The organism is Methyloversatilis sp. XJ19-13 (assembly GCF_024580155.1).
Taxonomy (GTDB): Bacteria; Pseudomonadota; Gammaproteobacteria; order Burkholderiales; family Rhodocyclaceae; genus Methyloversatilis.
This window is the reverse complement of sequence record NZ_JANINH010000012.1, coordinates 85,218-110,263: the sequence shown is the minus strand read 5'-3', so window position 1 is coordinate 110,263 and position 25,046 is coordinate 85,218. Positions and strand designations below refer to the sequence as shown.

16 protein-coding genes are annotated in these 25,046 nt (G+C 62.8%); 5 read left to right on the top strand and 11 right to left on the bottom strand.

The features are described 5' to 3' along the window. Positions 1 to 41: 41 nt before the first annotated feature. Both NMQ14_RS15080 and NMQ14_RS15075 read right to left on the bottom strand, forming a co-directional pair. Complete coding sequence (locus NMQ14_RS15080) at positions 42 to 641, bottom strand: DUF3306 domain-containing protein (RefSeq protein WP_257097435.1); 600 nt, start codon at positions 639 to 641, stop codon at positions 42 to 44. Next, positions 631 to 1,140: a DUF3305 domain-containing protein gene (locus tag NMQ14_RS15075; RefSeq protein WP_257097433.1), complete on the bottom strand. Its 510-nt coding sequence runs from the start codon at positions 1,138 to 1,140 to the stop codon at positions 631 to 633. The genes NMQ14_RS15080 and NMQ14_RS15075 overlap by 11 nt, the downstream gene beginning before the upstream one ends. A 77-nt stretch (positions 1,141 to 1,217) precedes the next feature. Between NMQ14_RS15075 and moaA the strand changes: the two genes are divergently transcribed. The 5 genes from moaA to NMQ14_RS15050 are packed head-to-tail and all read left to right on the top strand — an operon-like array spanning position 1,218 to position 5,895. Further along, entirely contained in the window at positions 1,218 to 2,306 is a 1,089-nt protein-coding gene (moaA, locus tag NMQ14_RS15070) for a GTP 3',8-cyclase MoaA (RefSeq protein ID WP_257097431.1), read from the top strand. A gap of 31 nt (positions 2,307 to 2,337) precedes the next feature. Then, positions 2,338 to 3,156, top strand: coding sequence for a formate dehydrogenase accessory sulfurtransferase FdhD (locus NMQ14_RS15065; protein ID WP_257097429.1), 819 nt, complete (start codon positions 2,338 to 2,340; stop codon positions 3,154 to 3,156). Next, positions 3,153 to 3,746, top strand: a complete 594-nt coding sequence (mobA, locus tag NMQ14_RS15060) for a molybdenum cofactor guanylyltransferase MobA (protein ID WP_257097427.1) — start codon at positions 3,153 to 3,155, stop codon at positions 3,744 to 3,746. Before NMQ14_RS15065 ends, mobA begins: the two co-directional genes overlap by 4 nt. Next, positions 3,743 to 4,978 (top strand): gephyrin-like molybdotransferase Glp, encoded by a 1,236-nt coding sequence (gene glp, locus NMQ14_RS15055; RefSeq protein WP_257097424.1) that lies wholly within the window; start codon positions 3,743 to 3,745, stop codon positions 4,976 to 4,978. Before mobA ends, glp begins: the two co-directional genes overlap by 4 nt. Positions 4,979 to 4,980: 2 nt before the next feature. Then, positions 4,981 to 5,895, top strand: a complete 915-nt coding sequence (locus NMQ14_RS15050; RefSeq protein ID WP_257097422.1) for a helix-turn-helix transcriptional regulator — start codon at positions 4,981 to 4,983, stop codon at positions 5,893 to 5,895. A gap of 6 nt (positions 5,896 to 5,901) precedes the next feature. On the opposite strand, the gene NMQ14_RS15045 is transcribed toward NMQ14_RS15050, so the two are convergent. The 9 genes from NMQ14_RS15045 to NMQ14_RS15005 all read right to left on the bottom strand — a co-directional run bounded on the left by NMQ14_RS15045 (position 5,902) and on the right by NMQ14_RS15005 (position 25,014). Further along, positions 5,902 to 16,821: a filamentous haemagglutinin family protein gene (locus NMQ14_RS15045; protein ID WP_257097420.1), complete on the bottom strand. Its 10,920-nt coding sequence runs from the start codon at positions 16,819 to 16,821 to the stop codon at positions 5,902 to 5,904. Between the two features lie 11 nt (positions 16,822 to 16,832). Further along, positions 16,833 to 18,482, bottom strand: coding sequence for a ShlB/FhaC/HecB family hemolysin secretion/activation protein (locus NMQ14_RS15040; RefSeq protein ID WP_257097418.1), 1,650 nt, complete (start codon positions 18,480 to 18,482; stop codon positions 16,833 to 16,835). 134 nt (positions 18,483 to 18,616) lie between these two features. Continuing rightward, positions 18,617 to 19,996, bottom strand: coding sequence for a hypothetical protein (locus NMQ14_RS15035; protein ID WP_257097416.1), 1,380 nt, complete (start codon positions 19,994 to 19,996; stop codon positions 18,617 to 18,619). A 30-nt stretch (positions 19,997 to 20,026) separates the two neighbouring features. Next, positions 20,027 to 20,845: a PEP-CTERM sorting domain-containing protein gene (locus NMQ14_RS15030; RefSeq protein WP_257097415.1), complete on the bottom strand. Its 819-nt coding sequence runs from the start codon at positions 20,843 to 20,845 to the stop codon at positions 20,027 to 20,029. 256 nt (positions 20,846 to 21,101) lie between these two features. Further along, complete coding sequence (locus tag NMQ14_RS15025) at positions 21,102 to 21,767, bottom strand: hypothetical protein (RefSeq protein ID WP_257097413.1); 666 nt, start codon at positions 21,765 to 21,767, stop codon at positions 21,102 to 21,104. A 2-nt stretch (positions 21,768 to 21,769) separates the two neighbouring features. After that, on the bottom strand, positions 21,770 to 23,425 hold the full coding sequence (locus NMQ14_RS15020; protein WP_257097411.1) for a putative porin: 1,656 nt from the start codon (positions 23,423 to 23,425) through the stop codon (positions 21,770 to 21,772). A gap of 50 nt (positions 23,426 to 23,475) precedes the next feature. After that, positions 23,476 to 24,180 (bottom strand): TonB C-terminal domain-containing protein, encoded by a 705-nt coding sequence (locus NMQ14_RS15015; protein ID WP_257097409.1) that lies wholly within the window; start codon positions 24,178 to 24,180, stop codon positions 23,476 to 23,478. Then, positions 24,180 to 24,584 carry a biopolymer transporter ExbD gene (locus NMQ14_RS15010; RefSeq protein ID WP_257079601.1) on the bottom strand — a complete coding sequence of 135 codons (405 nt, stop codon included), beginning with the start codon at positions 24,582 to 24,584 and terminating at the stop codon, positions 24,180 to 24,182. Before NMQ14_RS15010 ends, NMQ14_RS15015 begins: the two co-directional genes overlap by 1 nt. 19 nt (positions 24,585 to 24,603) lie before the next feature. Beyond that, a complete protein-coding gene (locus NMQ14_RS15005) occupies positions 24,604 to 25,014 on the bottom strand; it encodes a biopolymer transporter ExbD (protein ID WP_257097407.1) in 411 nt (136 codons plus the stop codon). Positions 25,015 to 25,046: the final 32 nt, after the last annotated feature.

The window sequence follows — 25,046 nt, the reverse complement described above, 5'->3', positions numbered from 1 at the left end:
TTTTGCAGGCTTTATGCCAAAGAAACGATGAAAGAAATGACCTATTCCGACCGGGAACGACTTTCTGCCGCATCAGGCAGCATCACACCCTGTGGCGAGCCGGACTGCGCGTCAGCATGCGCGGAGGGCAGAGACTCGGGTTCGGCCACGTCACGCCTGTCGGGAAGCGCGTCCGACTCGGACGGCAACTCAGTCAGCGGCTCCGGTTCCGGCAGCGCGACCGCAGGTTCGGCATCGACCACCGGACCGAACCAGTCGGCCGGCAGCGTCGGAGAGAGTGTTTCCCGCGCATGCGCAAGCTGGGCGACCATCGATGCCGGCAGCGGCTCGAACACGCTGAAGTCTTCGATATAGACGTCCAGCCCGTCCATGGTGTTGAAAGGGCCGGTTTGGAACAGCTTTTTCAGCGCCGCGCGCTTGACGCCCTCGTCGACCTTGTCGCCCAGAAAGCCGCGGAAGTCGGAATCGAAATCGAGCGAATCGACCGGCGGCAGCGGCACCTCGGATTCACTCTGCGACGCTGCGGCGTCGGCCGCCGGAACGACGACGGGCGCCGCGTCGGCCGGAGCGGATCCGGCTGCGGCCTGCTGTTTCAGCCGCGACCAGCGACCGAGAAATCCGCGCACCGGATCATCGGCCATTGCCGCCGCCCCCGTAGTGGGTGTTGCCGTCGCCGGTGCGCGCAAAGCGTTTCTGTCTGCGCGGCTCGGGCGCCTTCTGGAAGCGGCGGGCAAAGGCTTCGATCCAGTCGCGAATGCCGGGCGGCATCGGCAATCCGTCGACCTTCTCGCCGGAATCCATCCAGCGCGCCGCTTCACCATAGCTGGCGCTCAGCTGCATCGGCCGTACCGGTGGCTCTGCCTCTTCGTCCTGCCGCCACATGACGAAGATGCGCGGCTCGGCCGCGGTCACGTTGAGCAGGTAGTTGTCGGCTTCATCGGTGTAGAGCGTGAAGTCGAGCGGTGGGAACAGCCACTGCGTCGCCGCGCCGGAATCGGCGAAAACCACTGGCGCTGCAGGGCTTTGCGGGCCTTCGGGCTGCAGTGCGCAAGCCTCCCACGCGTGGTCCGCCCACTTGTTGTGCAGCACCCTGCGCTCCATAATCACTGCCAGCCTGAGGGTGACTGGTTCGTGTTCCATCCTCTCGCCATGCACAATCTTTTTCCTGCCTTCCTGTCGAACGGGTTCGCGACCCCGAACTTCACGCCGCGCTGCCCATGAGCGAAAAGATCATACATCTGCTGGACACCCGCACTGCCGCGCGCACCGCGGCAGTCGTGCCCGACCTCGCCATACCGGCCACCGGCCGGCTGGACGACACGCGCGGCCGCGCAGTGCGCGACCTGCGGATATCGGTCACCGACCGCTGCAATTTTCGCTGCGTCTACTGCATGCCGAAAAGCGTGTTCGACAAGGACTACCCGTATCTGGCGCGCGCCGAGCTGCTCAGTTTCGAAGAGATCGAACGCATCGCGACGCTGTTCGTCGCGCACGGCGTGAACAAGCTGCGCATCACCGGCGGCGAGCCGCTGCTGCGCAAGAACATCGAACAGCTGATCGAGCGCCTGGCGCGGCTGCCGGTCGAAATCACGCTCACCACCAACGGCACCCTGCTGCCGCAGAAGGCGCGCGCGCTGCGCGATGCGGGGCTCACGCGCGTGACCGTCAGCCTCGATGCGATGGACGACGACACCTTCCGTCGCATGAACGATGTCGACTTCCCGGTCAGTCAGGTGCTCGAAGGCATCGACGCGGCGCATGCCGCCGGCCTGGCACCCGTCAAGGTGAACATGGTGGTCAAGCGCGGCACCAATGACCATGCCATCGTGCCGATGGCGCGCCATTTCAAGGGCAGCGGCCACATCGTCCGCTTCATCGAATTCATGGACGTCGGCTCCAGCAACGGCTGGAAGATGGATGAAGTGCTGCCGAGTGCCGAGGTCATCGCGCGCATCCACGCCGAGATGCCGCTCGAGCCGATCGGTGCGAATTATCCCGGAGAGGTCGCCCAGCGCTGGCGCCATGTCGATGGCAGCGGCGAGATCGGTGTCATTTCATCGGTCACCCAGGCCTTCTGTTCAAGCTGCACGCGGGTGCGGCTGTCGACCGAAGGAAAGATCTACACCTGCCTGTTCGCCACCGAAGGTCACGACCTGCGCGCACTGCTGCGCGCAGGTCGCAGCGACGCGGACATCACGTCGGCCATCGGCGCGATCTGGCGGGCGCGCACCGACCGCTATTCCGAAATCCGCACCGCCGACACGGCTGCCCGGCGCAAAATCGAAATGTCCTACATCGGTGGCTGAAGTGCCCAGATCTCTCGGGGCCCGCCCCCTCATGCCCAGACCCCTGCTGACCGACGCGGCCCGCCCGGCCACGATCGAAATTCCGGCGATCAACGAGCGCGGCGAAACGGTGCCGACCGCGATTGCCGGCGAACATGCGCTGACGCTGTATCTGGACAAGCGCGAACTGGTGACGCTGATGACACTCGGCGGCGCCCCCGAGGCGCTGGTGATCGGCTGGCTGCGCAACCAGCGCATGCTGCCGTCGATCGACGACATCGTGTCGGTGCAGGTGGACTGGGAGGTCAATGCCGCGGCCATCACGACGCGCCATGGCGTGGCCGATCTCGACGCACGCATGGCCACGCGCACCGTGACCACCGGCTGCGGCCAGGGCACGGTGTTCGGCGATCTGATGGACGACATCGAGAAAATCCGCCTGCCGGCCGACGCCCGCCTGACCGAAAGCGCGCTGTACGCGATGCTCGACGTGGTGCGTACGCACGAAACCATCTACAAGCAGGCCGGCGCGGTGCACGGCTGTGCGCTGTTCCGCGGCGCCGAACTGCTGTACTTCGTCGAGGATGTCGGGCGCCACAATGCGGTCGACGCGATCGCCGGCCACATGTGGCTGGACGGCGTCGACGGCGACGACAAGATTTTCTACACCACCGGCCGTCTCACCTCGGAAATGGTGATCAAGGCGGCGCAGATGGGCATCCCCTTCCTGGTGTCTCGCTCCGGCCTCACGCAGATGGGTTATGACATCGCGCGCCAGGTCGGCATTACGATGATCGGCCGCTCGCAGGGCAAACACTATCTGCTGCTGACCGGCATGGAGCGATTCGTACGCGACGGAGTAGCGGAATGAAGAAGGCGATCACCGGGCTGGTGCTGGCTGGCGGACTCGGCCGTCGCATGGGCGGCATCGACAAGGGACTGCAGGAATTCCGGGGCCGGCCGATGGTGAGCCACGTAATCGAACGGCTTGCGCCGCAGGTCGATGCACTGATCGTCAATGCCAACCAGAACAGCGAGCGCTACGCCGCCTTCGGCTACCCGGTCATACCGGACGTGATCGGTGGTTACGCCGGTCCGCTGGCCGGCATGCATGCCGGACTGAGCGCCTGCCGCACGCCGCTGCTCGTGACCAGCCCGTGCGACTCGCCCTTCCTCCCGCTCGATCTGGTCGCCCGCCTGCGTGAGGCACTGGAACGCGAGAGCGCAGACCTCGCAGTGGCGCGCACCGGCGCGCAGTCGCACCCGGTATTCAGCCTGGTGCACCGTCACGTACTGCCCGGTCTGACCGATTTTCTCGACGGCGGCGGGCGCAAGGTCGACCTCTGGTATTCGGCATTGAAGGTGGTCGAAGTCAGCTTCGACGACCAGCCCGACGCCTTCGTCAACATCAACACGCTGAACGAACTGGCCGCGCTCACCGCGCGCCATGACACGCCATGACAGATCGCTTCACTCCGGTCGCGGACGCCCGCGCCCACATTCTCGCCGCCTGCGCGCCGGTGCGCGGCACGCAACGTGTGCCGCTGCGCGATGCGCTCGGCCGCGTGCTGGCCGCCGACGTCATTTCACCGGTCAGCGTGCCGCCGCACGACAACTCGGCGATGGACGGTTATGCAGTTCGCCATGCCGACCTGTCGGCCGACGGTGCCACGCGGCTGTTCATCGTCGGCCAGGCCTTCGCAGGGCACGGCTGGGCGGGCGAAGTCGCCGCCGGTCAGGCGGTGCGCATCATGACAGGCGCCGTCATGCCGGTCGGCGCGGACACCATCGTCATCCAGGAAAGCGCGCAGCTCGACGGCGACGCGGTCATCGTGCCGCCTGGCCAGAAAGCCGGGCAGCACCTCCGCCGCGTCGGCGAAGACCTGCGCGCGGGTGAACCCGCACTGCGCACAGGGCGCCTGCTGCGCCCGGCCGACATCGGTCTGGCCGCCTCGCTCGGCATTCCGGAACTGACCGTGCGCCGGCGCGTGCGCGTCGGCGTGCTGTCGACCGGCGACGAAGTGATGTCGATCGGTGACGCACCGCGCGAAGGCGGCATCTACGACAGCAACCGCTACACGCTGACCGGCATGCTGACGCGACTCGGCTGCGAAGTGGTCGATCTGGGTGTCGCGCGCGACACGCGCGACGCGCTGTCGGCCGCGCTCGAATCCGCTGTCGGCGAAGTCGATGCCATCATCACCAGCGGCGGCGTGTCGGTCGGCGAGGCGGATTTCGTGCGGGAAATCCTCGCCAGCCTGGGTGAAGTGACGTTCTGGAAGATCGCCATGAAGCCGGGGCGGCCGATGGCTTTCGGCACGCTGGGCCGAGGCGCGCGCAGCACATTGCTGTTCGGCCTGCCGGGCAATCCGGTGGCCACCATGGTCACCTTCCACTTCTTCGCGCGCGACGCGCTGCTGACACTGATGGGCGTATCACCGGTCACCGCACCCGTGCATTTCGCCGCGCTCAGCGACACCGCGATGAAAAAGCAGCCCGGCCGCACCGAATACCAGCGCGGCATCCTCGAACTGCGCGACGGGCAGTGGCATGTCGCGGTCACCGGTGCCCAGGGCTCGGGCATCCTGCGTTCGATGTGCGACGCCAACTGCATCATCGTGCTCGGTGACGACTGTGGCAACGTCGCGGTCGGCGACGCGGTGCATGTCATTCCGTTCGAAGGCCTGATCTGACGGTGCAGGCCGACGACGATCAGCCGGGCGAGCCCTCGCCCTACCTCACGGCACGCGAAGCGGCCGCCTATCTGCATCTGAACGAAAAGACGCTGTACGCGATGATCCAGGAGGGCGGCATTCCGGCCACCAAGGTGACCGGCAAGTGGTTGTTTCCGCGCGCGCTGCTCGACGACTGGCTGCTTGAATCGACGCATGGCGGCGTGCTGGCCGACCGCCTGCTGATCGCCGGCAGCGACGACCCCTGGCTGGCGCACAGCATCGCGCGGCTCGCCCAGCGCGCCGACGACGGCACGCTGATCGCCTACAGCCCGTGCGGCACGCGCAAGGGGCTGGCGCTGCTCGCCCAGCGACGCGCCAACGCCTGCCCGATCCACTGGGGCGATGCGCAGCACGCCACGCGCCGGCATGCGCTGCTGCTGCGCGAATACACAGGCAGTTCGGGCTGGGTCATGGTGCAGCTTGCGCTGCGCGAACAGGGCGTCATGCTGTCGCGCACGACCGCCCCGGTCGCCACGCTCGCCGACCTGCTCGCCCGCCAGCCGAAAATCATCCAGCGCGGCAGCGGCGCCGGATCGCAGCACTTCTTCGTGCAGGCGTGCACCGCGGCCGGCCTCGCGCTGCCCGCACTGACGCAGTCCGCCGCCACCGAACGCGAAGCCGCTTTCATGGTGGCCAGCGGCGCCGGCGATTGCGCCCCGGGCACGCGCGCCGCGGCCGGCGAATTCAATCTGCACTTCCTGCCGCTGGGCAGCGAAGCGCTCGACCTGGTGATGCAGCGCACGCTCTACTTCCGTGCGCTGCTGCAACAACTGCTCGCCGAACTGTCCAGCGCCGACAGCCGCGACCTCGCCGCGCGCCTGGGCGGCTACGACCTGAGTCCGCTGGGGCAGTTGCGGGAGACGCGCTCGGGCTGATCGCCGTCAGTTGGCGCTCGTCGCGGCCTCACAGTCCTTGTCATCCGGTTGACAACCGGCACTCGTAACACTTTCGCCCAAGCCAATCAGATCGACGGTCAGTATGGAGTTGCGCTGGGCCGGATCGCGCTTTTCCGGATCACTCTGGGCCTGGCCCGCTGCCGTCCGGCTTTCGCCTTGACTCGCTACCGCGCCCAATCCACCGACAGCAACTGCCACCGGGGCAGCGGCGACACCGGTGACGGACCCGCCGACGATGTTGTCGGCACCACGAACCACCTCCGCGCCAAGATTGATCTCGGGCCCGCGGATGCTGGCATCAAGTGCAATGATCTCGCCACGTGGCGCGTAAAGATAGACGGTACCTTCGGCGTTGCCATCCTGTGGTTCAAGAATGCCGATGCCACTACCTGTCGCAAGCGGCGGAATCTGGAAGACGATGTTGCCGCTACTGTCAAGAGTGGGGACTGCGGCTGGCACCGTTACGGTGTTGTTGGAACCACGACCCGAATCGATGTTGCCATTGGAACTCCACAACATCAGGTCGCCCTGACCAATCACGAACACCTTCTGCGTATTGACCTGGAAGTCACCGTCGGAGAACGATCTGATATTGCCTCCATTGAAGGCCACAACACCACGCTCCGACTGCGACTTCTCCGTCTGCCCGCTGGCGGGCCGTGCCGACGAACTGAGACCGACGTTCACATTGCCGGCCGGTGCATAGAAGCTGATGTCGCCGCCCCGCTGCGTGTGAACCTTGCTCTCGACGATATTGATGTCGCCACCGGTAAAGATATGTGGAGAGGCAAGCGCCGCCAACTCCAGAGCACGGAAACCGCGCCCATACCCAGCCTCACGCTCTTCGAGAGTCGTAGCTGCGCTGCCTTGCTGACCACCGGCTTGCAACTCCGCCATGACAACTGTAGCGGCGAAACGCTCGAAACCGGAGCCATTCCTGACGGCCGGATCCAGTCCGTAGCGTTGTGCATAGCTGTTCCACTGCTGCGTATAGAGACTGCCATCGTCCAGATAACTGCGCACGAAAGCTGCGTTCAATACCTGCCGCGCAAAAGTCACTTGGGAACGGGAAGAAAGCGTACCGAAGCGTTCAAGCGCTTGGTCATACTGCTGCTGAGAAGACAAACTCTCATCTGGCACCAAGCCAAGAACACCATCTACGTAGGCAACGAGACTGGCCCGATTTCCGACTGCTTCAGCGTCAGTACCCTCAAGATAGGTCGTGCGGAATGCCGTCAGATCGAGTGACGCATTCACGCCAGCCGCAAGCGTTACGCTCGCCCCCGTATCGGGCAACGTGCTGTTATAAACGTTACCAACTGTTTGCACGCCTGCTGAACGGCCCAGATCAATCTGACGACCAGCGGCGATTTCAAGCAGTCCGGGACCGGCCAGAGAAATGAGCCCGGCCGTATTTACCGTTGTGGTGTTGGTAATCGCTCCCCCTGCATTGATCGTCGTAATATCCGACCCCCGATGGTGCTGGCCGACGAAATCGAGATTCTTGATATCCCCTCCCGCAGTGATGACAGCCTGCTTGGGCGCCCATATGCGGGTTGTGGTACCCCCAGACAAGGTAAGATCGCCGCCGGCCTGAATGCGCATCGGCGCCTCGTCGCTGGCGTGCAGCGCCGTGAAGAGATTCGCCGTCGTCAGGCGGGTCGCTATCAACACATCGCTGATCGCCTTGCGGCCACTTGCGTCGATGGGAGTGCCCACCCCCGGAATACGCGACGGGTCGATATCGATCAGTCGTACCGAACTGTCAAGCTCCAGGTCTCCCGCCGCAAACAACGCGAGGTTTCCGTCGGCACGCGGGTAGAGCAATAGGCCCGATCCGCCGGCGGCATCGATGTTCAGGTCACCCGTGTGGGCAACAATCGTCACGCTCGACGGCGCGAGGTTGAAGAAGGGAATATCCGAGGCGGAGCTGAAGCTGAGACGTTCGCCCGAAGCCGCGGTCGGTGCTGTCGCTATCCGTGTCAGCGTACTGGAACTGGGTGTCACCCACTCGACATCACCGCCGCTCGAACTGACAGACAATGAAGCATCGTCAGAATACGTCGAGTAAAGCGCCGAAATATTCGAGTTGACGAGTGAAGCGTTGGTCGAGAACAAGGTCGGATTGAATGCTCCGGCAAGCGAAACATCGCCCCGCGCATCCACCGACCAAGAGCCATCCATGACAGCGAGCACCGGAGCGAGGGCACCGATCTGGGTGGTTATGACCGACCCCTGGGTGATTGCATGTCCCGCGTCGAGCGTCCCATCGCCACGACCGACGAAGTAAGTTCCGCCCCGAATGTCACGGCCTGCGGTTACTTCGACATCCCCCCCATTCAGCACAGTCAGACGCGTTGCATCGGGACGCGCGGACGACATGTAGGCAGACGTTGGCGCCACCACGGACAGATCGCTGACATCGCGCCCGGCTGACACACTCACATTGCCGCCACCAAACGAACCGACCCCCTGCTTGTAAAGGTCGAAACGACTCCACCACGCGAGATAACTCGACGACTTGAAGCTGCCTGCGAGTTCCCCGCTCTCGTTAAGCGAGCCGGTGCGGAAGAACCAGTTGTTGATCAACTGGTTGGACACTGCGCTGCGGATGTCGCGCCCCGCGTCGAGTGCCAGGCGACCACCGCGCGACGAGAACAAAGCATTGGTGCGTGAGGAGAACGCGTCGTCGACCACTCCACCCGTGATCGGATCGGTCACTTTCGGTGGCGTGGTCAGGCTGCCCGCAACGTAGACCACGGCTGGCGTGCTCGATGCGGTCGACAACACGATGTCACGCCCGGCAGCCATTTCTATCGACCCGGTACCGGTGCGCACCATCTTGTTTCCTGCCACAGCGAGGTCACCGGACCCTGCAACCGTATCCATCACGTTCGCAGCAGAAGTGTCCGCACCTGCCACCAGCCGATAGGACCACGACTCACCGCCCTGCAAGGTCCCGGTTCGTGCAGCGGTACTGAATCCGTCGCTGATGGTCCCATTGATGTTCAGATTACCGGCAGCGCGCAACGTAAGGTAGCCGGGCTCTCCGCCAGCACGCGAGGCAGACCACAGATTCCAGTCGTTGCTGACCGTGAGGTGGCTCGAAGAGACGATCTCCACGCCGACCCGCAGGTGCGCTCGCGCCTCACCAGAGAGACCCAGACCGTCGATAATGCTGACCTCATTGGTCATATAGGTTGCGGTGTCATTTGCCAGCGTAGTCTGGCCGACCGTGGAACCGCTACTGTTTCCGGTAGCTACAGTTGTTCCCGTGTAGGTACGGACGGCCTCTACGGCAAGCGTGCCGGCATTCCAGTCGGCCTCGATCCGATCCACCTTCACGCTGTTTCCGTCTCGTTGTGCGCGCAATGTGATGCGACCGTCCAGAGCGTCGTCTCCACTGGCATCGACGGAAGCACCCTGCGCAAGGCTGATGCGGCCGGAGGAACTTCCAAGCGTGATGTCTCCCCCCTGAGCACCTTCACGAGCCGATCTCGCCGTGATTTCGGCCCCCGACCGCACAATCAGGTTTCCGGTGGCAAACACGCCCACCACACCGCCGGTCTCGCTGTCCGCATCGATGCGACTGCTTCTGCCCAGCGTGAATGAGCCCCCGTCGACCGACAGCGACACCGTATCGGCCTTGATGACCGAATCCAGCACGACATCCCCGGTCCGCACGCGCATCGAAATCAGATGATCGAAGCCTCCACTTCGCGTCCCTGCCCCCTGTCCTTCGCTCGCGCCGGTCAGCGCAGCCAGCCGATCAAGGGAAGAAGACTCACCGGGCAGAGAACCCGTGTCGAGCGAGAATCGGCCACCAGTTCCGTCGGTGCCGGCGCCTCCGGCCAGCCGCGCCTCGTTACCGAAAACGACGCCGCCCGACGCTGCGGATAGCATCAGGGAGCCACCGTCACCACCGGCGTTCTGCGCTGACACGTCCAGCGCACCGTCTACAATGATATTTCCGGTACTTGCGGCAACAGAAATGCGCCCGCCATCCGCGTAGTACTCATAGCCATCCACGGTTGTTGTCGTGAAACCGCGTGCCTCGGTGACCGAGTCCTCGGCAAACACAAGTGCATTGCCGCTACCGGTCGCAATGAAGTCGAGTTGGCCGGCATCGGCGCGGACATGACCTTCCTGCAGGATGCTTTCGGCGGCAAACGACAGTGAAGCGCCGGCACCCGTACGCTCACCCAGTGAGCGGGCGTCCGGATTGTCGGAAATGGTCAGCATCCCGGTCGCCGTCACCGTCGCGTCAGCCGCTGTCGCCGCAGTCACGCGAGCCGTGCTCAAGGTCAGATTGCCTGACACCGAGAGACTAGAAGGGCCAGAGAAAACAACGTCGCCACCCGACTGCAGCAGTGCATCCGCAAAGGCAATGGAAAGCGCTCCCGGTCCTATCGTGATGCCGCCAGTCCTGCCTTCGCGCAAAGGCGGTGATGCAATCACGTCAATGCCGCCCAATCCACTTGCCGTGGTCGCCAAGCCAGAGGTGTTGGTGAGAAGGATGTCGGCTGCCGCCACCGTGACCCGACTCGTCGCATCGCCCAAGCTGCGCAGGGCAGGCGCATCGATCACCAATGAAGAAAAACCGCCAATGCGCGTACCTTGCAGTTGGGTACCGGCAGCGAAATCTATCGTCGAGTAACTGCGCAGCGAAAGCGCGTCGACGCCCAAGGCGGACGTCAGCAAGCTACCTTGGAGTTGCAGAGCATCTGCCTCCGGCGATGCGCCGCCAATCGAAATGCGCCTTGCTCCGATGCTCAGTGACTCAGCAACAAGCACAGGTTGATCGGCGGCAATGAGAGCGTATCGTCCGGTCGCGTCAATCTGCATCTCGGATCCCGCCAGACGCACACCAGAACCAAATGTCAATCTTCCTCCGGAACCCAGGGTCGCATTGCTCCGCGTCAGTGCGAGGCCACGATCTGCACTGACGCGCACAAAAGCACCGTCACCAGTCAGGGCCATGCTCGAGGTCGTGGACTGACCGCTGCCTGTTGCCAGCAGCGACACGCCATCACCGATCAGAAGTTCATCCAGAGCCGCAAACATCAGCTCTCCAGCAGAGATGGCTGCATCGTCCGCCAGCAGCAAGACGCTGGCGGCCGAGGTAGTGAGCGTCAAACCACTATCCGGTCCGCTGCGAAAACCGCCCAGCAGAATGCTCTCGGCGCCTGCCCCGCTGAGGCTTTGCGCGCTCACCGCAGCGTAGCCCTCAGGTGCGCCGTCATTGGCATCGACCACGGCCAGCTTCGACATGCTCAAGTCAAGCTGCCCGGCACGACCCGCAGATTCACCCTGTGCATTTCGCGCCGCGGAAAGGTCGATTGCGGCCCGCCAGTCAAAGGCATTGTCCGAAACCAGAGACAGCCTGCCGGCATCGACCGGCAGACGCGGCACCGCAGCATCCAGTGCCTCAGCACGCGCTCGATAGAAATCACTGCCCGATGTGAGCCCATACCCCGACTTGGTCAGGAAAGTAGCCCCCGGTTCGACCAAGTAGCGGCGGTAGCTGTCCTCACGGACATTCGAGTCGGCGAGCCGGGTGTAGGCCGATACCTCGATACTTCCATCCGCGCGCAGCAAGTTACCCACGTCCGCACGCGTGCCGATGGCGATCGACGACACCAGGTAAGCATTCGGAAGTAATGCATAGCGCGCCGGTAGCAGGGTGTATTCGCCGGCGGAAAGACCTGGAACACCGGATGGTATGACGATGCGGGCACCCAATGCCGGCGTACTATCCGACGCCGATATTTCGGCATCAAGCGGAGCGAAATCAAAGGTATAGCCTGGAATGATGGCATAGACGCCGTCCCGGGTCAGCGTATCGACCGTGCCCGTAGCTCCCGACACGAACTCCCAAGCCTGCAGATCGCCCCCACCGGCAACCGACACCGTCGCCTCGGCGGACACATTCAACAGGGGCGCATCTAATCTCAGTTCCTTGGCTACCGGAGCTTCATCCAGTGACACCGTGTTTTCGTTCTGACTACCACCCGGTGAATAGACCCATTGGGAACCATTTACGGTCGTGCCGACCGGCACGATCACGCCCGCCCCCGAGGCAGACAACAGCGCTCCCGCGCCCAGTGTGATCGAATCTCGTGCCTGCACGACCAGACTGCCGAAAGGCACGCGAACGACACCACCCTGACTGACGGCATCGCGACCGGTGAAGGAAATCGTGTCCGCGACCAGATTCAGCGACGCATAGGCCGAAAGAGGCGTACCCGACCGAACCCCGGCAGGAGAAGAGAACTGCAGCGCGGAACCGCTTGAACCGGTAATGCTGAAACGGGACATCGTCGTCGGATACACCTGCCCGGCATGCAGAAGCAAAGAGTCCGCAAACAGCAGTGCGCCATCGAGGCTGCTGTCGGTATCGCCGACCAACCTTCCCTGCAGCCTGATCTCGCCGTCGGTCCGACCGAAAAGAGAGGCATCCAGTTCTACGCTGCTTATTTCCTGCAAACCGACGCTTCCGATCACATCGATCACCGCAGCCCGTAAAGTCAGACGCGACTGCTGCCCGGGGGCTGCAGACACGGCAGATGGAGCCGTGACCGACACCAGCCCCCCGTCGATTCGCTCGACGCCGGAATCACCGATCGCAACATGCTGAGCGCTGAAAAGTCCCGCAGCATCGCCGAACACTTCAATGTTCGACGAGAAAAGCTGGAGGGATCGGACCGCAGTCAGCGCCAGCGTGTCCTCTACCACCATCCGGTCATCCGCCGTCAGCCGGATGCTGTCGAACCCTGACGCCGAAAGTCGGCTGGCCGAGACCTTCAACTCGCCGTTGCCGAAGCTGGCGTCGAAGTCGTCGCCCGGGCTGACCAAAGACACGGAGCGCCCGGTCGCCGGGTCGGTGAGGTATTCAAGGACCGTGTCGTCGGCAGTCAGTACCAGCCTGCGTTCGGCAGTCGAATAGGCGGTCCCGGACGTATAGTTGTCCACGCCACCACGGGTGAGAGCCATGCTCAGGCTGCCGCGGGTCGCCCGCACATCCTCGGTGCCCGCCTTGAGTTCTGCATCCATGTGGATGCCTTCCGGCGACTTGACCGTGATCGAACCAGCGTCACCGTATTGCATCTGGGCATCCGTGCGATTCACATACAGATGAGTGGCGCCGTTCACGCCGCTCACATCGATCACCGAACCTTGCTCGGCCACGACATGTCCGCGCCGTGCATTGATGGTCACGTCACCACCATCATAGAGCGTACCGCGCACTCGCCCGGCCGAGGCCTTCGTACTGTCAAGCACACCGTATGCAAGGAGGCGGGCGGTATCGGTGAGGTAAATCGCCTGATCGGAAATTGCACCCGCACTGTCCGGCGAGCCGGAGCCGCCGCCGCGGCTCGCGGAAATGCTGGCAATGTCGTTGTCGTCAGCGTCCTTGTAGCTACCACCGATGTTCAGTGAAATCGCGCCGCCAGGTGCTTCGAGCGTACCTTCGACCACGACCGAACGACCCGCTGCCAGAGTAATGGCGCCACCTGCCTCCGTCCTGATCTTGACCTTTTCGCCGAGGTGCACGCTTGCACCCGTACTGCCGAGAGCGACATCCGGCGAACGCAGTGCCAGAAACTGCAGGGTCATCGCCTCGCGTTCGGCAGCCGGCAGCAAGGCGAGAGAGTAAAGATCGGCAGTCAGTTCGCCACTTTCACGACGCACATAGGCACTAGGATTCAGCACACGGTTGCGCAGGACAGCTTCCAGAGTCATAGCCTGCTCGCTCAGTGTGGCGTGGCCATCGCCATCCTGCACGACTGCGTAATTTCCGATCTCGATGTTCCCGAGGCTGCTGAAGGACAGGTTCTGAAATCCACCACTGGTCAAGAAATCGCCCGCCAGCGAGAAGGCCGCCAGTGGATTGCTGCCGAGATGAAGGGTCGGTACCGTGAGATTGAGAGTGCCGCCATCGGTGAAGCCGTAGCCGCGAAGACTGCCGTTCAGCGTCAGCGCCCAAAGCGTACCTGGATTGTTGAGATCGGACGCCGGGATGTTGTGCCGTATCGTCAGATTGCCGGCCTCCCCGAAACCGAGCGAACGGTCCGAGCGTTGCCACGCACCGGCCGACACGTCGATCACGGAGCCCTGCCCGAGCATCACGCCAGTCATGCCTGCCAGCGTGATGTTGCCGCCATTGATCGCCACATCGGCAGGACCACTGCCGGTGCGGACCCGGTCATTCACCCATCGCCCGGCCGTACTCAGGCTGCCCGTGTCACCGACAACGACTGCACGATCCAGATCGGAGAAGCCTACCGATGCGGCGGAGGTCAATGAAATGTTCCCCGAGGCCGCCCGGACGGCTCCGTCAACTTCCACGCGCCCTGCATTTACGGTCAACTCGCCGCTGTTGCCCAGATCAAGCGTACTCCGGGCGACCTGACTTACCGTACCGTTTGCCAGTATGGTCAGCCGACCGATTCCGCCCGCCTCCAGCACGTCGTGAGACAAGTACACTGCGTTGCCCACGCTACCGAGTTCCGAGGTCGTAGGTGCGTTCCAGAAACCCTCGGGGAGCATCTGCTTCTGCGCATCCGCAAGCACGACGTCAGAGAGATAGCGATCTCCCGTGCCCGAGACTTCCATCCCCAGCACCAGAGCCCCTGCCTTTGGACGCAACCTGTGCGTATCGAACACGGCAACTGCTTCGCCGGACGCTGTGAAATCACCTCGCTGCAAAATGCCAGGCGTCGTCCTGCCGACGACATCACCTTGCATCACCACCTGTCGCCCGGATATGGATACGGTGCCGGCATCCTTTCCTTCGACATAGCTGGCTACGCGGGTGATACGCGCAACGTCCAGTATTTCGTCATAAACAATATCGTTCGGCGCTTCGTCTATGCGATAGATGCGACTGCCCGAGCGAACCAGCGTGGTGGCGATCGTACCTTCCCGGTAGCGAACGCTGCCCCCTGACACGTCCAGCCTCGCGTCGTCGGCGACCACGACCGCACCATCCGAACGCAAGGTAATCGACCCGCCGGCCGTGCTCAATTCCGCCGCGGAGCGTTCGACAAGATTGTAGAAGTCGGTCACGTTCGCGACTTCAATTCCTTCGCGCGCATCGAACCGGATGTTCTCGCGATACAGAACGCCGTCACGCTGCAAAGGAGAATCCGCAAGATTGATTGCGAACAGGCGCCCGCTCATCTGATTGCGACTCATGTCGAGCAGGACGTCCTGCTGTCCCGATACGTCCAACAACGCACTGGACGCCACGACGATGCGACTACCGTCGTCGCTGCCGGCCACCGTGCCTGAAAACAGAGGTGAAGTGGTCGGTGCCGTGCTGGCACGAATGTCTATACTGCCACCCGTCGCACGTACAACCGCATTCGATTCGACCGACACCAAGCGCCCCTCTCCCTTTACGGAGGAAGCGTAGTAGGTCTCCGCATCAAGCTGAGTCTGGCTGCTGTTGGACACCGGGGTGACCTCGGTCAGACTGGCCTCGCCGATCACCAGATCACCAAGTTGATCGGCGATGCGCAGCACTACGCCGTCAGGACTTGCTGTGCGTGTCTTGCCGTGAGCAAACAGCCGGATGGAGCCGTTCTGTCCCTTTACCGCAGTGGTAGCGCGCACGGTGCCCATTTGACGCACGGCCAGCCCTACCATGGTGACGACGCCGCGCTCACTCACAATTTCATTGATGCGCTCGACCAGACGGTTTTCCGCAACGCGCTGTTGACGCTGTTCCGGAGTCAGTGCGGCGACCTCCGCATTGCTCATCGTCTCACTGCGCTCTCGCAGGGTACGTGCACGCAACTGGCCGGACGCAATCTGGTTCTGCCTTTCGGTCGGTGTCAGCGCCGCATAGCTCTCGTCACTGAACACATTTCCCTGTCCATCCACCCAGTAAGAAAGGTACTTGTCGCTGCGGAGCGCATAGCGTTGGGCCTCCGTCAGACCGGCCGGCAAACCCGCCGCGCTGACTGCATTGCCGTCGGCATCGACATAGGTCACATCAACCCAGTACTTCTCAGATTTTGCGTTCTCGACCGTATTGATCCCCGCAACGTCGCTGTGCTCGAACGGATCGACTTCGATCAGCAAACCCCGTTCGGCAGCGTTGAGCGAGGACCTGAGATAGATCTTCTGACCAGCCGCGACGCCAACCTGCCCGCCGGGCGCTTCGATGCGTCCCTCGTTGAGCACGCGTGGCGCGAACATCAGCACTTGGCCGCCAGCTGCGGCACGGATCTCAGCGCCATTCTCGACGCGGATGAACCCATTCGGGTTGGCGTCATCGCCACCGAAGGACACTGAGCCATCGGTTACATTGCGAAAACTGCCATTGAAGAGGCTGTCGGCGATATTGAGCGTGGTGGCAACAAAGCTGGACACATCAACCCGAGCATTCGGGCCGAAGATGACACCATTCGAGTTATAAAGGAGCACCTCGCCGTTGGCTCGGAGGTTGCCCAGAATGAGGGACGGGTCGGCCGACTCGATCCGGTTCAACGCCGATCCGTTCTCGGGTTGGACGAACTCGACCGAATAGCCCTTGCCGATATCAAAACTCGACCAGTTCAGGATCACCTTTCCGTCCTGCTGGGTGATCACCATGTCCTTTGTCGTCGGTTGATTGACGGAGGCTCGCCCCTGATGATTGAAATTGGCGCCCTGGACCGGCAGGTTGTTCAACGGGCTGCCGCTCGCCATCGCGCGCGCCTGAGCCAGCGCAACCGAAGAGGGCATCGTACCGACGGCGTAGGCCGATGCAGGCAGGCCTCCCAGCGCGGCCAGCAGTGCCGCGACGCGCGTCATGCGTCGCCCCGACGAACGGCTCTGCGCACGGACACCCTCAGCCGCCGGTATCAACATGCCACGGCTGCGATCGAATTTGAGGCGAAACAGGCGCTTGTTCATCAAGGGACTCCTCAGAACTGGTAACCGATGCCCACGTGGACGCGGGCATCGTTTTTTCGGGTGCGTACGCGCAGCAGCGGGTCGCCATTGCTGTCCGTGGTCTGTATTCCCGAAGTGTGGAGCGGAACCGCAATGTCAAGCCGGGCCACGAAGCCGCGGCTCTGCGCACGCACCCCCAAGCCGTAGCTGGAGAGATCAATGCGCGCATCCTCCAGCGGTAGCGGATCCGAAACCCGCAATTGCGCGCGATCATAAAAAGCGAGCGCCTTGAACTGAACGCCCGCAAGTGTTGCGAACGGCGGTGTGAGAAGTTCGACATTCGCACTGACTCCGCTGTCGCCGAAGCGCTCGAATTCGTAATAGCCGCGCACCGAATCGCGACCACCGGCGCCCAGTTGTTCCTGTGGCACCAGTGGCCCGCTGGCGATCTGGAGTTCGCCCTTCACGTCCAGTGTCCAGTTGTTCGGCAGTGCCTGGACCCGCGCCCCACCCAGTCGCAAGGTCACGAAACCCGCTTCGGCACCCGAGCGCTTGCAGGCGAACTGGTCCCGTCTGACACCGTCGCAATCGACCTGTCGCTCGGTCAGCGGCGGTACTCCGGCAGCGAGATTCATGTCCAGCGAGGTCTGACTGCGTCCGTCCGCATCGGGCACAACGAGGTCGTACCGCGCCGCCAGCGTCCAGTAGTGCAAGGAACGCGGAACGAAAATCTGAGCGTTGCGATCAAGCGCATCGCGGTTGGATTTGTAGTCGATGCCGACGGTCAGGCCGTGATAGAGGTTGTAATTCCGGCTCGGCAGGTTCTTGCGATAACGCAGTCCCACACTTTCACCATTCACTATGGTGGCCCCGCCGATTTCAGCGGGAATATTGCTGTCCGAACTGACCACCGAAGCGCTCAGGTAGTCGCCATTGCGCAGTGGCACGCCGTAACTGAACACCCAGATATTGGCTTGGTCGGGTGCATGCGGCGAATAGATCCAGTTCGCGCCGAGCGAATGACCGCGCTGGAAAAGGTTGTCATGACGCACGGCGGATTCGATACGGCCCTGTTCCGTGCTGAAACTCTGCTTGTTGTTCACTTCCACGCTACCGTGGATGGGCGATCGATCTTCGACTTTGAGCTCGACCTCAATCTTTCCCGGCGTACGCCCGGGGCGGAGCAGCGGCGTGACCTGCCTGTCCGGCGACTGCCTGCCCAAGGCTGTCAGCTCGTCCTGCACGGTGGCGAACTGAGGCACGCTGCCCGCCGCAAGCGATGGCACACCGGCACGTACCTGGCTGGGCAGGAAATGTTCGGCCCCGGAAATTTTCAGCCGCTCCACCCGGCCTTCCTGTACCAGGAGCCGAACCGCTCGGTTGGCCTCCATCTGCTGTTCCGGCAGTTCCACCGTCACTGTCAAATAGCCCGCCTCATGGTAAGCGCGTTCAAGTGCCGCGCGCGCTGCTTCGAGGTCGCCGACCGAACGAGCCGGTCCGAGAAACGGATAGACCACCCGCTCGATCTGCTCATCGTCGAGCACGCTGTTGCCCTCGATTGCAAACTCGAGCACTTCAAAGCGCTCAAGCGCCGAGGCCTCCGGAGCCCTGCCGCCCACCGTCGCGTCGGGCTGCTCGGCCGAATGCGCGGAGCTGCCCGAGAGCAGTACGAAGACCGTCAATACGAAAAGGCAAGGGACGGGGAATCTTGAGGGTGACACACGCATACAGGCAGGGGCCCATCATGACAACAGCCCCCGAAGGGGCTGTCGAAGAAAAAACCCGCGTCTTCCAACGCGGGGCGATACATGACTGCTTAGCGCAACAGCGGCGCGCAGTTGTTCGGGGTCAGGCCACCGCGCTGCACCTTGGACACCGAGTCCGGGAAAGCGGTGTTGGTGAAGCCGCCGTCGCGAATCTGGTACAGACCGCGCGCAGCGAAACCACCTTCTTCAACCGGCAGAGCCAGTTCGCCCGCAATGGCTTCGATCAGCTCGCGCTCTTCGCTGCCGGTCGCGCCGTCGGTTTCATTGACGTGAGTCACGACTTCCATCAGGAACGAGTAGGTGCCGTCGATCGCCGTCTTGCGGTTGGTCGGATTGGTCGTACCTTCGGTGACCGACACGCCATCCAGCTTCACGAAGCGCCAGTTCTGCGAGGTCGCGAGCGGCTCGTTCTCGGCCGACACCACACCCACGGCGTAGTCATTGGTGTTGTTCAGGCAAGTACGGACGTTGGTGGTGCTGGAATTGCGCACCACCTTGTAGGAACCGTAATCGATGTTCGCATCGGCGATCACCGGAACGGCACCGCCAAGGTCGCTACCGAGACACACCTTGCCGAGGAAGAACACTTCGGCCGATGCCTGGGTGCCCGACGTGGCCACACGGCGGCAATACACGACTTCGTCGGTGACACTGGAACCGATGAGCGCGCCCGCACCGCCGGTCTTCACCGCGTTGAACTCGTTATTGTTGATCAGCGACGCCACGTCGGCGCGGCTCAGCGAGGGCTGGCAGGCCGGGGTGTAGTCGCCGTCGGCACAACTGGCGCTGATCAGGCCATCGGCCTTCTGCTTGGCCTGCAGGGCCAGATAGAGCTTCTGGCTTACGCCGACACCGAAAGCCTGACCGACGAAAGCCGGCAGCACTTCGACGTTGGCCATGAAGTCATCGCCCTTGGCGCCAAACAGTTCGGGAGACAACTGCCATTCGACGTCCGAGAAACCGCCGTCGGAATCGCCATCAACAATGGCACAACCCGTGACGATATTGGCCAGTGCGGCACCTTCCGGATCGGCCGGATTGACCGACAGCGGAGCCAGGTCACCGGTACCGGCGACGCCGCTTCCCGAGCACGAATTGATATTGACGAAGTCGACCTGCGTCGTGTCGTTCATTGCCAGAACGGACATGAGCGAACCGCCGTCGACGGTGTGGCGAACCAGCGTAATGCCGCCGGCCATCGGCACCGAGCACTGAATAGCCATCCAGTTGCGATAGACGTTGGTCTGGTTGCCTTCCTTGTAAATCGTGACGTTGCCGCCAGCAGCGTTGCACAGGCCGCGGACGGCGCGCACAACGTTCTGTTGCACAGCGGAAGCACCCGACAGATCCAGGGTGGTGTCGCCGTTGGTGCCGGCGAAGGCGGCACCCGACACCATGGCGAGCGCGGCAGCGATGAGCTTGAGTTTCATGAATTCAGTCCTTTAAATGGAGGTGTGCGCTCAGACGGCGCGACGACGGGCTGCAAAACCGATCAGGCCCAGACCGGCCAGCAGCAACGCATAGGTTTCGGGTTCCGGAACGGCAACGACGTAAGACAGCTTGTCGCCATCGAACGACCATGTGCCGTACTGCGTCTTGGTGGCAACACCGGCAGGGGCCGAGAACATGAAGAAATTCTGGTCCGTACCCATGGCCGCTGCAGCGACCACACCGTTGTTCTGCCAGTTGAGGTTGCCACCGAGTCCGGTGCCATTGCGCGCGACATAGGCCGCGTTGGAGGTCGTCGTCGTGAAGCCATCGGCGTCATTGGTCAGACCACCGACCCAACCATTCACCGCCGACATGTTCAGGATGTTCGATTGGCTGACGGCCAAGTCGTCCACCGACGCAGCGACCGAAGTGCTCAAATAACGGACAGGCGTATCGCTGGTGTTTTCCGTCTTCGAGTCACCGGCGATGACACCCCACTGGGTTTGAGCCGAGGTCACGCTGGCGGACGCGAAGAACGTGTCGAGCGAAGCCCAGTTCACGCCGGTGGCGTCGGCGCTGGCGCCGTTGACGGTCAGCGTGTCGGTAGTGAAATCCCACACGATCTTGGTGCCGGCCGTATCGGCGATTGCCACGAAGGAATTGAGGTTGTAGCCGAGGTCGATACCGACCGAAGCAAAACCCGGGCTGGTCTTGTCGACCGCGAAGAACAGAAGCGACGAATCGCCCGAGGCGAAGTCCTGCAGGGTCGTACCGGTGATAGCGTTCGCAGCGGTACTGGCGAACAGGGCCGTCAGTGCAGCAGCGGCAGCTTTCAGGTTGAATGACATATGTTTCTCCTAATAACGAGGGGGTGGGTGCGTTTCCGCTGATCCCGGCTCCGTGAGAAGCGTCTCGATGATGACGCGGTAGTGTTACAGGCCTCACCTGAGGCACGAACGCAGGAATAGCCCAAATGGACCATTCAGATCACAGAGTCGGCGGACGATTCATCCTTCCTGACGGTAACGACATTTTGTGACACTCGGATTGCAGAAAATTCATGTGGATATGATCCGATCGGCTCATTCAAGTAGGCCAATCGGATCATTGCAACACGTGCGCACCCGCCTCGTTCGGCGCCTGTTCGTGCAGTCGGTCACGATAGGCTTCGGCCAGATTTTCCAGCTTGACGCGACCGATTTGGAAAAACGGCTCCCCCTCGACTACGCGTTCACCCAGAGTTCGACGCTCGAAGCGGTCTATGACTTCATTGCCCAGTTCGAACAAAGCCAGATTCGTCGCTGCGCACTGCTGGAGACGGATGTCACCTTCGATCAGGCGGGCCTGGAAAACGGCCAGTTCGTTTTCGCGCTGCTGCAGGCGCAGCGCACTCTCGGTCGCCTGTTTCGTCCGCTCGTTCAGGGAATTTCGCGTGGCTTCAAGCTGTCGGGCACGCTCGGCATCGCTGGCCCGCAACTGGTCGACTTCCTTTTGCAAGCGTTCTGCTCGCGCCACCGCCCCCTGTCCGCGCGCCCGCGCGGAGCGCAGTTCCGCGTCGAGCTTCACCGACTCGGCGCCAACGGCGTCGCGCACTTTCTGTGACTCAAGCTGCGCCTGCTGTGCCTTCTGCTGTTCCGCGGACAGTTGCTGCTGTAGTTGCTGCACTTGCTGACGAATCCGCCGCAATTGTTCCGCCTCGCGCGACTTCTGCTGCGCACCAGCCACGCTGGTCATGCCGATCAGGCACGCTAGAGCAAGTAGGCGTTTCATGATCAGAACCTCACGCTGAGATCAGCCATGAAGCTGTCCACCTTGAACTTCTGACCCGTCAACAAGATATTGCTCTGACCGTAAGTCATGGAGTCGATGTTCTCGGCGGAGAACCAGCGCAATCCGACATTGGTGTCCCGGTAGATGGCATAGGATGCCCCCAGGACGTAACCACGCAGATTGGTCCCCCCGGAACCGAAGTCCGAATCCACAAAGGCATCGAGCAGCGAATCGGATCCGAGGTAGCGATAAGCGACAAATGCCTGCCAATCGCCGCTCGCACGCACGCTGGGCATGCCAGCCTGCACACGCAATTGCCAAGCCGTATCCTTGCCATCGAGCAGGGTCAGACCGGACCTGCGCTCGATTTCGGCTCGATCAAAAGCGGTGTTCTTGACGTATTCCGCGCTGACCATCAAGTGTATCGGGTCGAAATGCGCGAGGTCTGCAGCCACGGTGAACACCGTCGGCGAAAACTTCGATGCCAATCCCCAGAAGGGCGAGGCCAAACTGTTGTCGCCGTTGCCGAGTGTGGTCTGAAACAGTGTATTGCCCTTCTGCCGCAAACTGCTGCCATATTCGTACTGGCCGTAACTGGACCCACGCACGTCATTGACCAAATCGTAACCACCATCGAGCCGTCCTTCGACGTTTCTGTAGTGGAATCGGGCCAAGCCAAAGCGCAGCCGGGTGTTGGAATTGACATCCCAGTCCATGCCGATCTGCAGACCGAGCAGCGAGCGGTCATCAGCCCGCGGCGGCGAGTCTGCCCGCAGCGGGAACCAGCCGGCAGTGGCAAACGGGCGGATGGTCGCCGTGCGGCTGACACGGCTAACCGTAGCCGCAACACCTTCGAAATTGAGGTCTTCATCCCATGCCAGATCAGTATTGAACCAAGGGTTCGGGATACGTCCGCCCGAAATCGACAGCCACTCGACCGGATCCACCTTGATGTAGGCACGATCAACGTTGAAGGAGTACTTGTTGAAGTTGTTGCCCAGCGTCTGGTTGGTCGACACCCTGTCATCCACGTTGCCGGTTACTACGCGCAAGCCGGCGCTGACACTGTCATTGATCTTGGCCAGAACGCCGAGCCGGGCACGTACGCGCGCGCGACTTACGTCATCCGACACATTGCCGGTCGGACGGGAATCGCCTGCGAGGTCCGCTGCCGACGGAAAGCGCGTGATGTCCGGATAGGACACCGCACTGGCATTCTGCACATTGTTGTACTCGGCGATTTCCGAATTGCCGGAACCATAGCGATCCGCCTGGTAACGCACCCGCAGATCCCCTTCGATCTTGATGCGCTCGGTCCATTCCGGAATGGCGTTCGGCGTCGCCCAGCCCTCGCTGCGCGCCTGCGCCAGCACTTCCTGCTTGAGCTGGTCGCGTATCTCAGCCTTCACCGACTCGGGCACGTACTGCACGCGCACCGTGGTGTCCTTTTTTGCCTTGGCCACCGCCTTGGCGGTTTTTGCTTCAGCAGCCTTGACCAGTGCATCGGCCTTTTCACGTGTCAGCACGCCGGTGTCGACCAGTGCATCGATCAGGTTGAGCGTGGTCTGGCGCAGCGTGTCCAGCGTTTCGGCTTCGCCGGCGTGCGCCGGCAGCGCGAACAGCGCGGCCAGTGCAACAGGGAGGATGGATTTCTTCATGACATCGGTCCGGGATCTGTCTGGAATAAGTAAGCAATGCGCTCGCGCGCTCAGCCGGTCAGCCGGTTGGTGATGCGCAGGCGGATCGGCTGCGGCATGTCTGCTGGCGGCGCCTCGTGGAAGGCGCGCATGTCGGCCAGCGCGGTCGACAGCGCGCCGTCGGCCTTGTCATCACCGGTGCTGTCTTCGAGCACGGCGCGCTGGATGCTGCCGTCACGGCCGAGCCACACCTTCACGACGACGCGGTAATCGATCTGCTTCACCTCGCGGTTGCGCGCGAGTTCGTCCTGGATGTGGCGCTGCAGCGCATTGGTGTAGAAGGCGTACTGCATGCGGTTGGGCCTGACCGGACCGCCGCCTATCGTGCTGCCGACGTCGCCGCCCTTGTATTCGTTGGTGACGTCGCCCGCCGCGAACGCGCTCGGGCCGTCGCCGGCCGCACCTTCCATCTTCAGCTGCTCGGCCTGCTGCGGCGGCGCCTCGACCGGCTTGGGCTGCTCGACCTTGACGTCCTTCTGTTCCTTCGGCTCCGGTCGCTTCTCTTCACGCGGCGGCGGCGGGGGGGGCGGCGGCGTATCCGGAATGATGGAAATCTTCGTCACCTGACGGGTCGGTGCCGACGGCGTCGAGAACTGCGACTTCAGCCAGTAGCCGCCGTAACCCACCACCCCGATGCCGACCAGCGCCAGCAGGATGTTGCGCACGCGACGGCCGGTGCTCGTGCCCTCGAGGGAATCTTCAGCCAGCGCCGCCATCAGGTACCGATCCTGGACGTGATGAGGCCGACGTTCTCGATGCCCATGCGATTGACCAGATCGATCACCTCGATCACGCCGCTGTAAGGCGCACGCGCTTCACCGCGGATCATCACGCTGAACTTCGGATCACGCGCCCGCACGGCATTGAGCTGGCCTTCGAGCTGGCCCAGCGTGACACCGACGCCATTGACCATCAGCGCACCGCTTTCCATCACCTGCACGATCTTGATTTCGTGCTGTTCTGTGCTCGGCTTGTTCGACGGCTTGGGCAGCGTCATCGTCAGCCCCTGCACGCCGGCAGTCGTCATCAGGATGAACACGACCAGCAGCACGTACGCCAGGTCGAGCATCGGCGTGACGTTGATCGAGTCATACGGCTTGGCTTCGGTATTGACCTGCATTACGCGTTCCGCTCCATGCCTAGCCTGCCGCTTTCTTGGTCACCAGGCCGACTTCGGTGATGTCCAGCCGCTTGCAGATTTCCAGCACGGCCGACACCTTTTCGAAGTGCGCGGCGGCGTCGCCCTTGAGCACCACAGGCAGCGCGGGGTTGGCGCTCTTGTGCTGGGCGAGGCGGGTTTCGAGCATCGCCAGATCGACCGGGTAGGCGTCGAGAAAAACGTCGCCGGCCGCCGTGATCGTGATGGCACGGGTTTGCGGTTTGGCCAGGCTGGTGATCGTTTCGGTCACCGGCGCTTCGACCTTGATGCCCTGCACCGACGCCGTGGTCATGATGATGAACACGACCAGCAGCACGTACGCCAGGTCGAGCATCGGTGTGACGTTGATTTCGTCGTACGGCTGGTTGTCGTCCTTGATGTCGGCGGACATGTCAGCGCCGCCCGGCCGCCCGAAGGCGCTGA

What these genes read in the sequence shown, in the direction of transcription:
- NMQ14_RS15010 (WP_257079601.1), bottom strand. Translation starts at nt 24,584, where the DNA reads ATGCAGGTCAATACCGAAGCCAAGCCGTATGACTCGATCAACGTCACG.
- NMQ14_RS15045 (WP_257097420.1), bottom strand. Translation starts at nt 16,821, where the DNA reads ATGAACAAGCGCCTGTTTCGCCTCAAATTCGATCGCAGCCGTGGCATG.
- NMQ14_RS15025 (WP_257097413.1), bottom strand. Translation starts at nt 21,767, where the DNA reads ATGAAACGCCTACTTGCTCTAGCGTGCCTGATCGGCATGACCAGCGTG.
- NMQ14_RS15035 (WP_257097416.1), bottom strand. Translation starts at nt 19,996, where the DNA reads ATGAAACTCAAGCTCATCGCTGCCGCGCTCGCCATGGTGTCGGGTGCC.
- moaA (WP_257097431.1), top strand. Translation starts at nt 1,218, where the DNA reads ATGAGCGAAAAGATCATACATCTGCTGGACACCCGCACTGCCGCGCGC.
- NMQ14_RS15075 (WP_257097433.1), bottom strand. Translation starts at nt 1,140, where the DNA reads ATGGAACACGAACCAGTCACCCTCAGGCTGGCAGTGATTATGGAGCGC.
- glp (WP_257097424.1), top strand. Translation starts at nt 3,743, where the DNA reads ATGACAGATCGCTTCACTCCGGTCGCGGACGCCCGCGCCCACATTCTC.
- NMQ14_RS15030 (WP_257097415.1), bottom strand. Translation starts at nt 20,845, where the DNA reads ATGTCATTCAACCTGAAAGCTGCCGCTGCTGCACTGACGGCCCTGTTC.
- NMQ14_RS15015 (WP_257097409.1), bottom strand. Translation starts at nt 24,180, where the DNA reads ATGGCGGCGCTGGCTGAAGATTCCCTCGAGGGCACGAGCACCGGCCGT.
- NMQ14_RS15065 (WP_257097429.1), top strand. Translation starts at nt 2,338, where the DNA reads ATGCCCAGACCCCTGCTGACCGACGCGGCCCGCCCGGCCACGATCGAA.
- NMQ14_RS15020 (WP_257097411.1), bottom strand. Translation starts at nt 23,425, where the DNA reads ATGAAGAAATCCATCCTCCCTGTTGCACTGGCCGCGCTGTTCGCGCTG.
- mobA (WP_257097427.1), top strand. Translation starts at nt 3,153, where the DNA reads ATGAAGAAGGCGATCACCGGGCTGGTGCTGGCTGGCGGACTCGGCCGT.
- NMQ14_RS15080 (WP_257097435.1), bottom strand. Translation starts at nt 641, where the DNA reads ATGGCCGATGATCCGGTGCGCGGATTTCTCGGTCGCTGGTCGCGGCTG.
- NMQ14_RS15005 (WP_257097407.1), bottom strand. Translation starts at nt 25,014, where the DNA reads ATGTCCGCCGACATCAAGGACGACAACCAGCCGTACGACGAAATCAAC.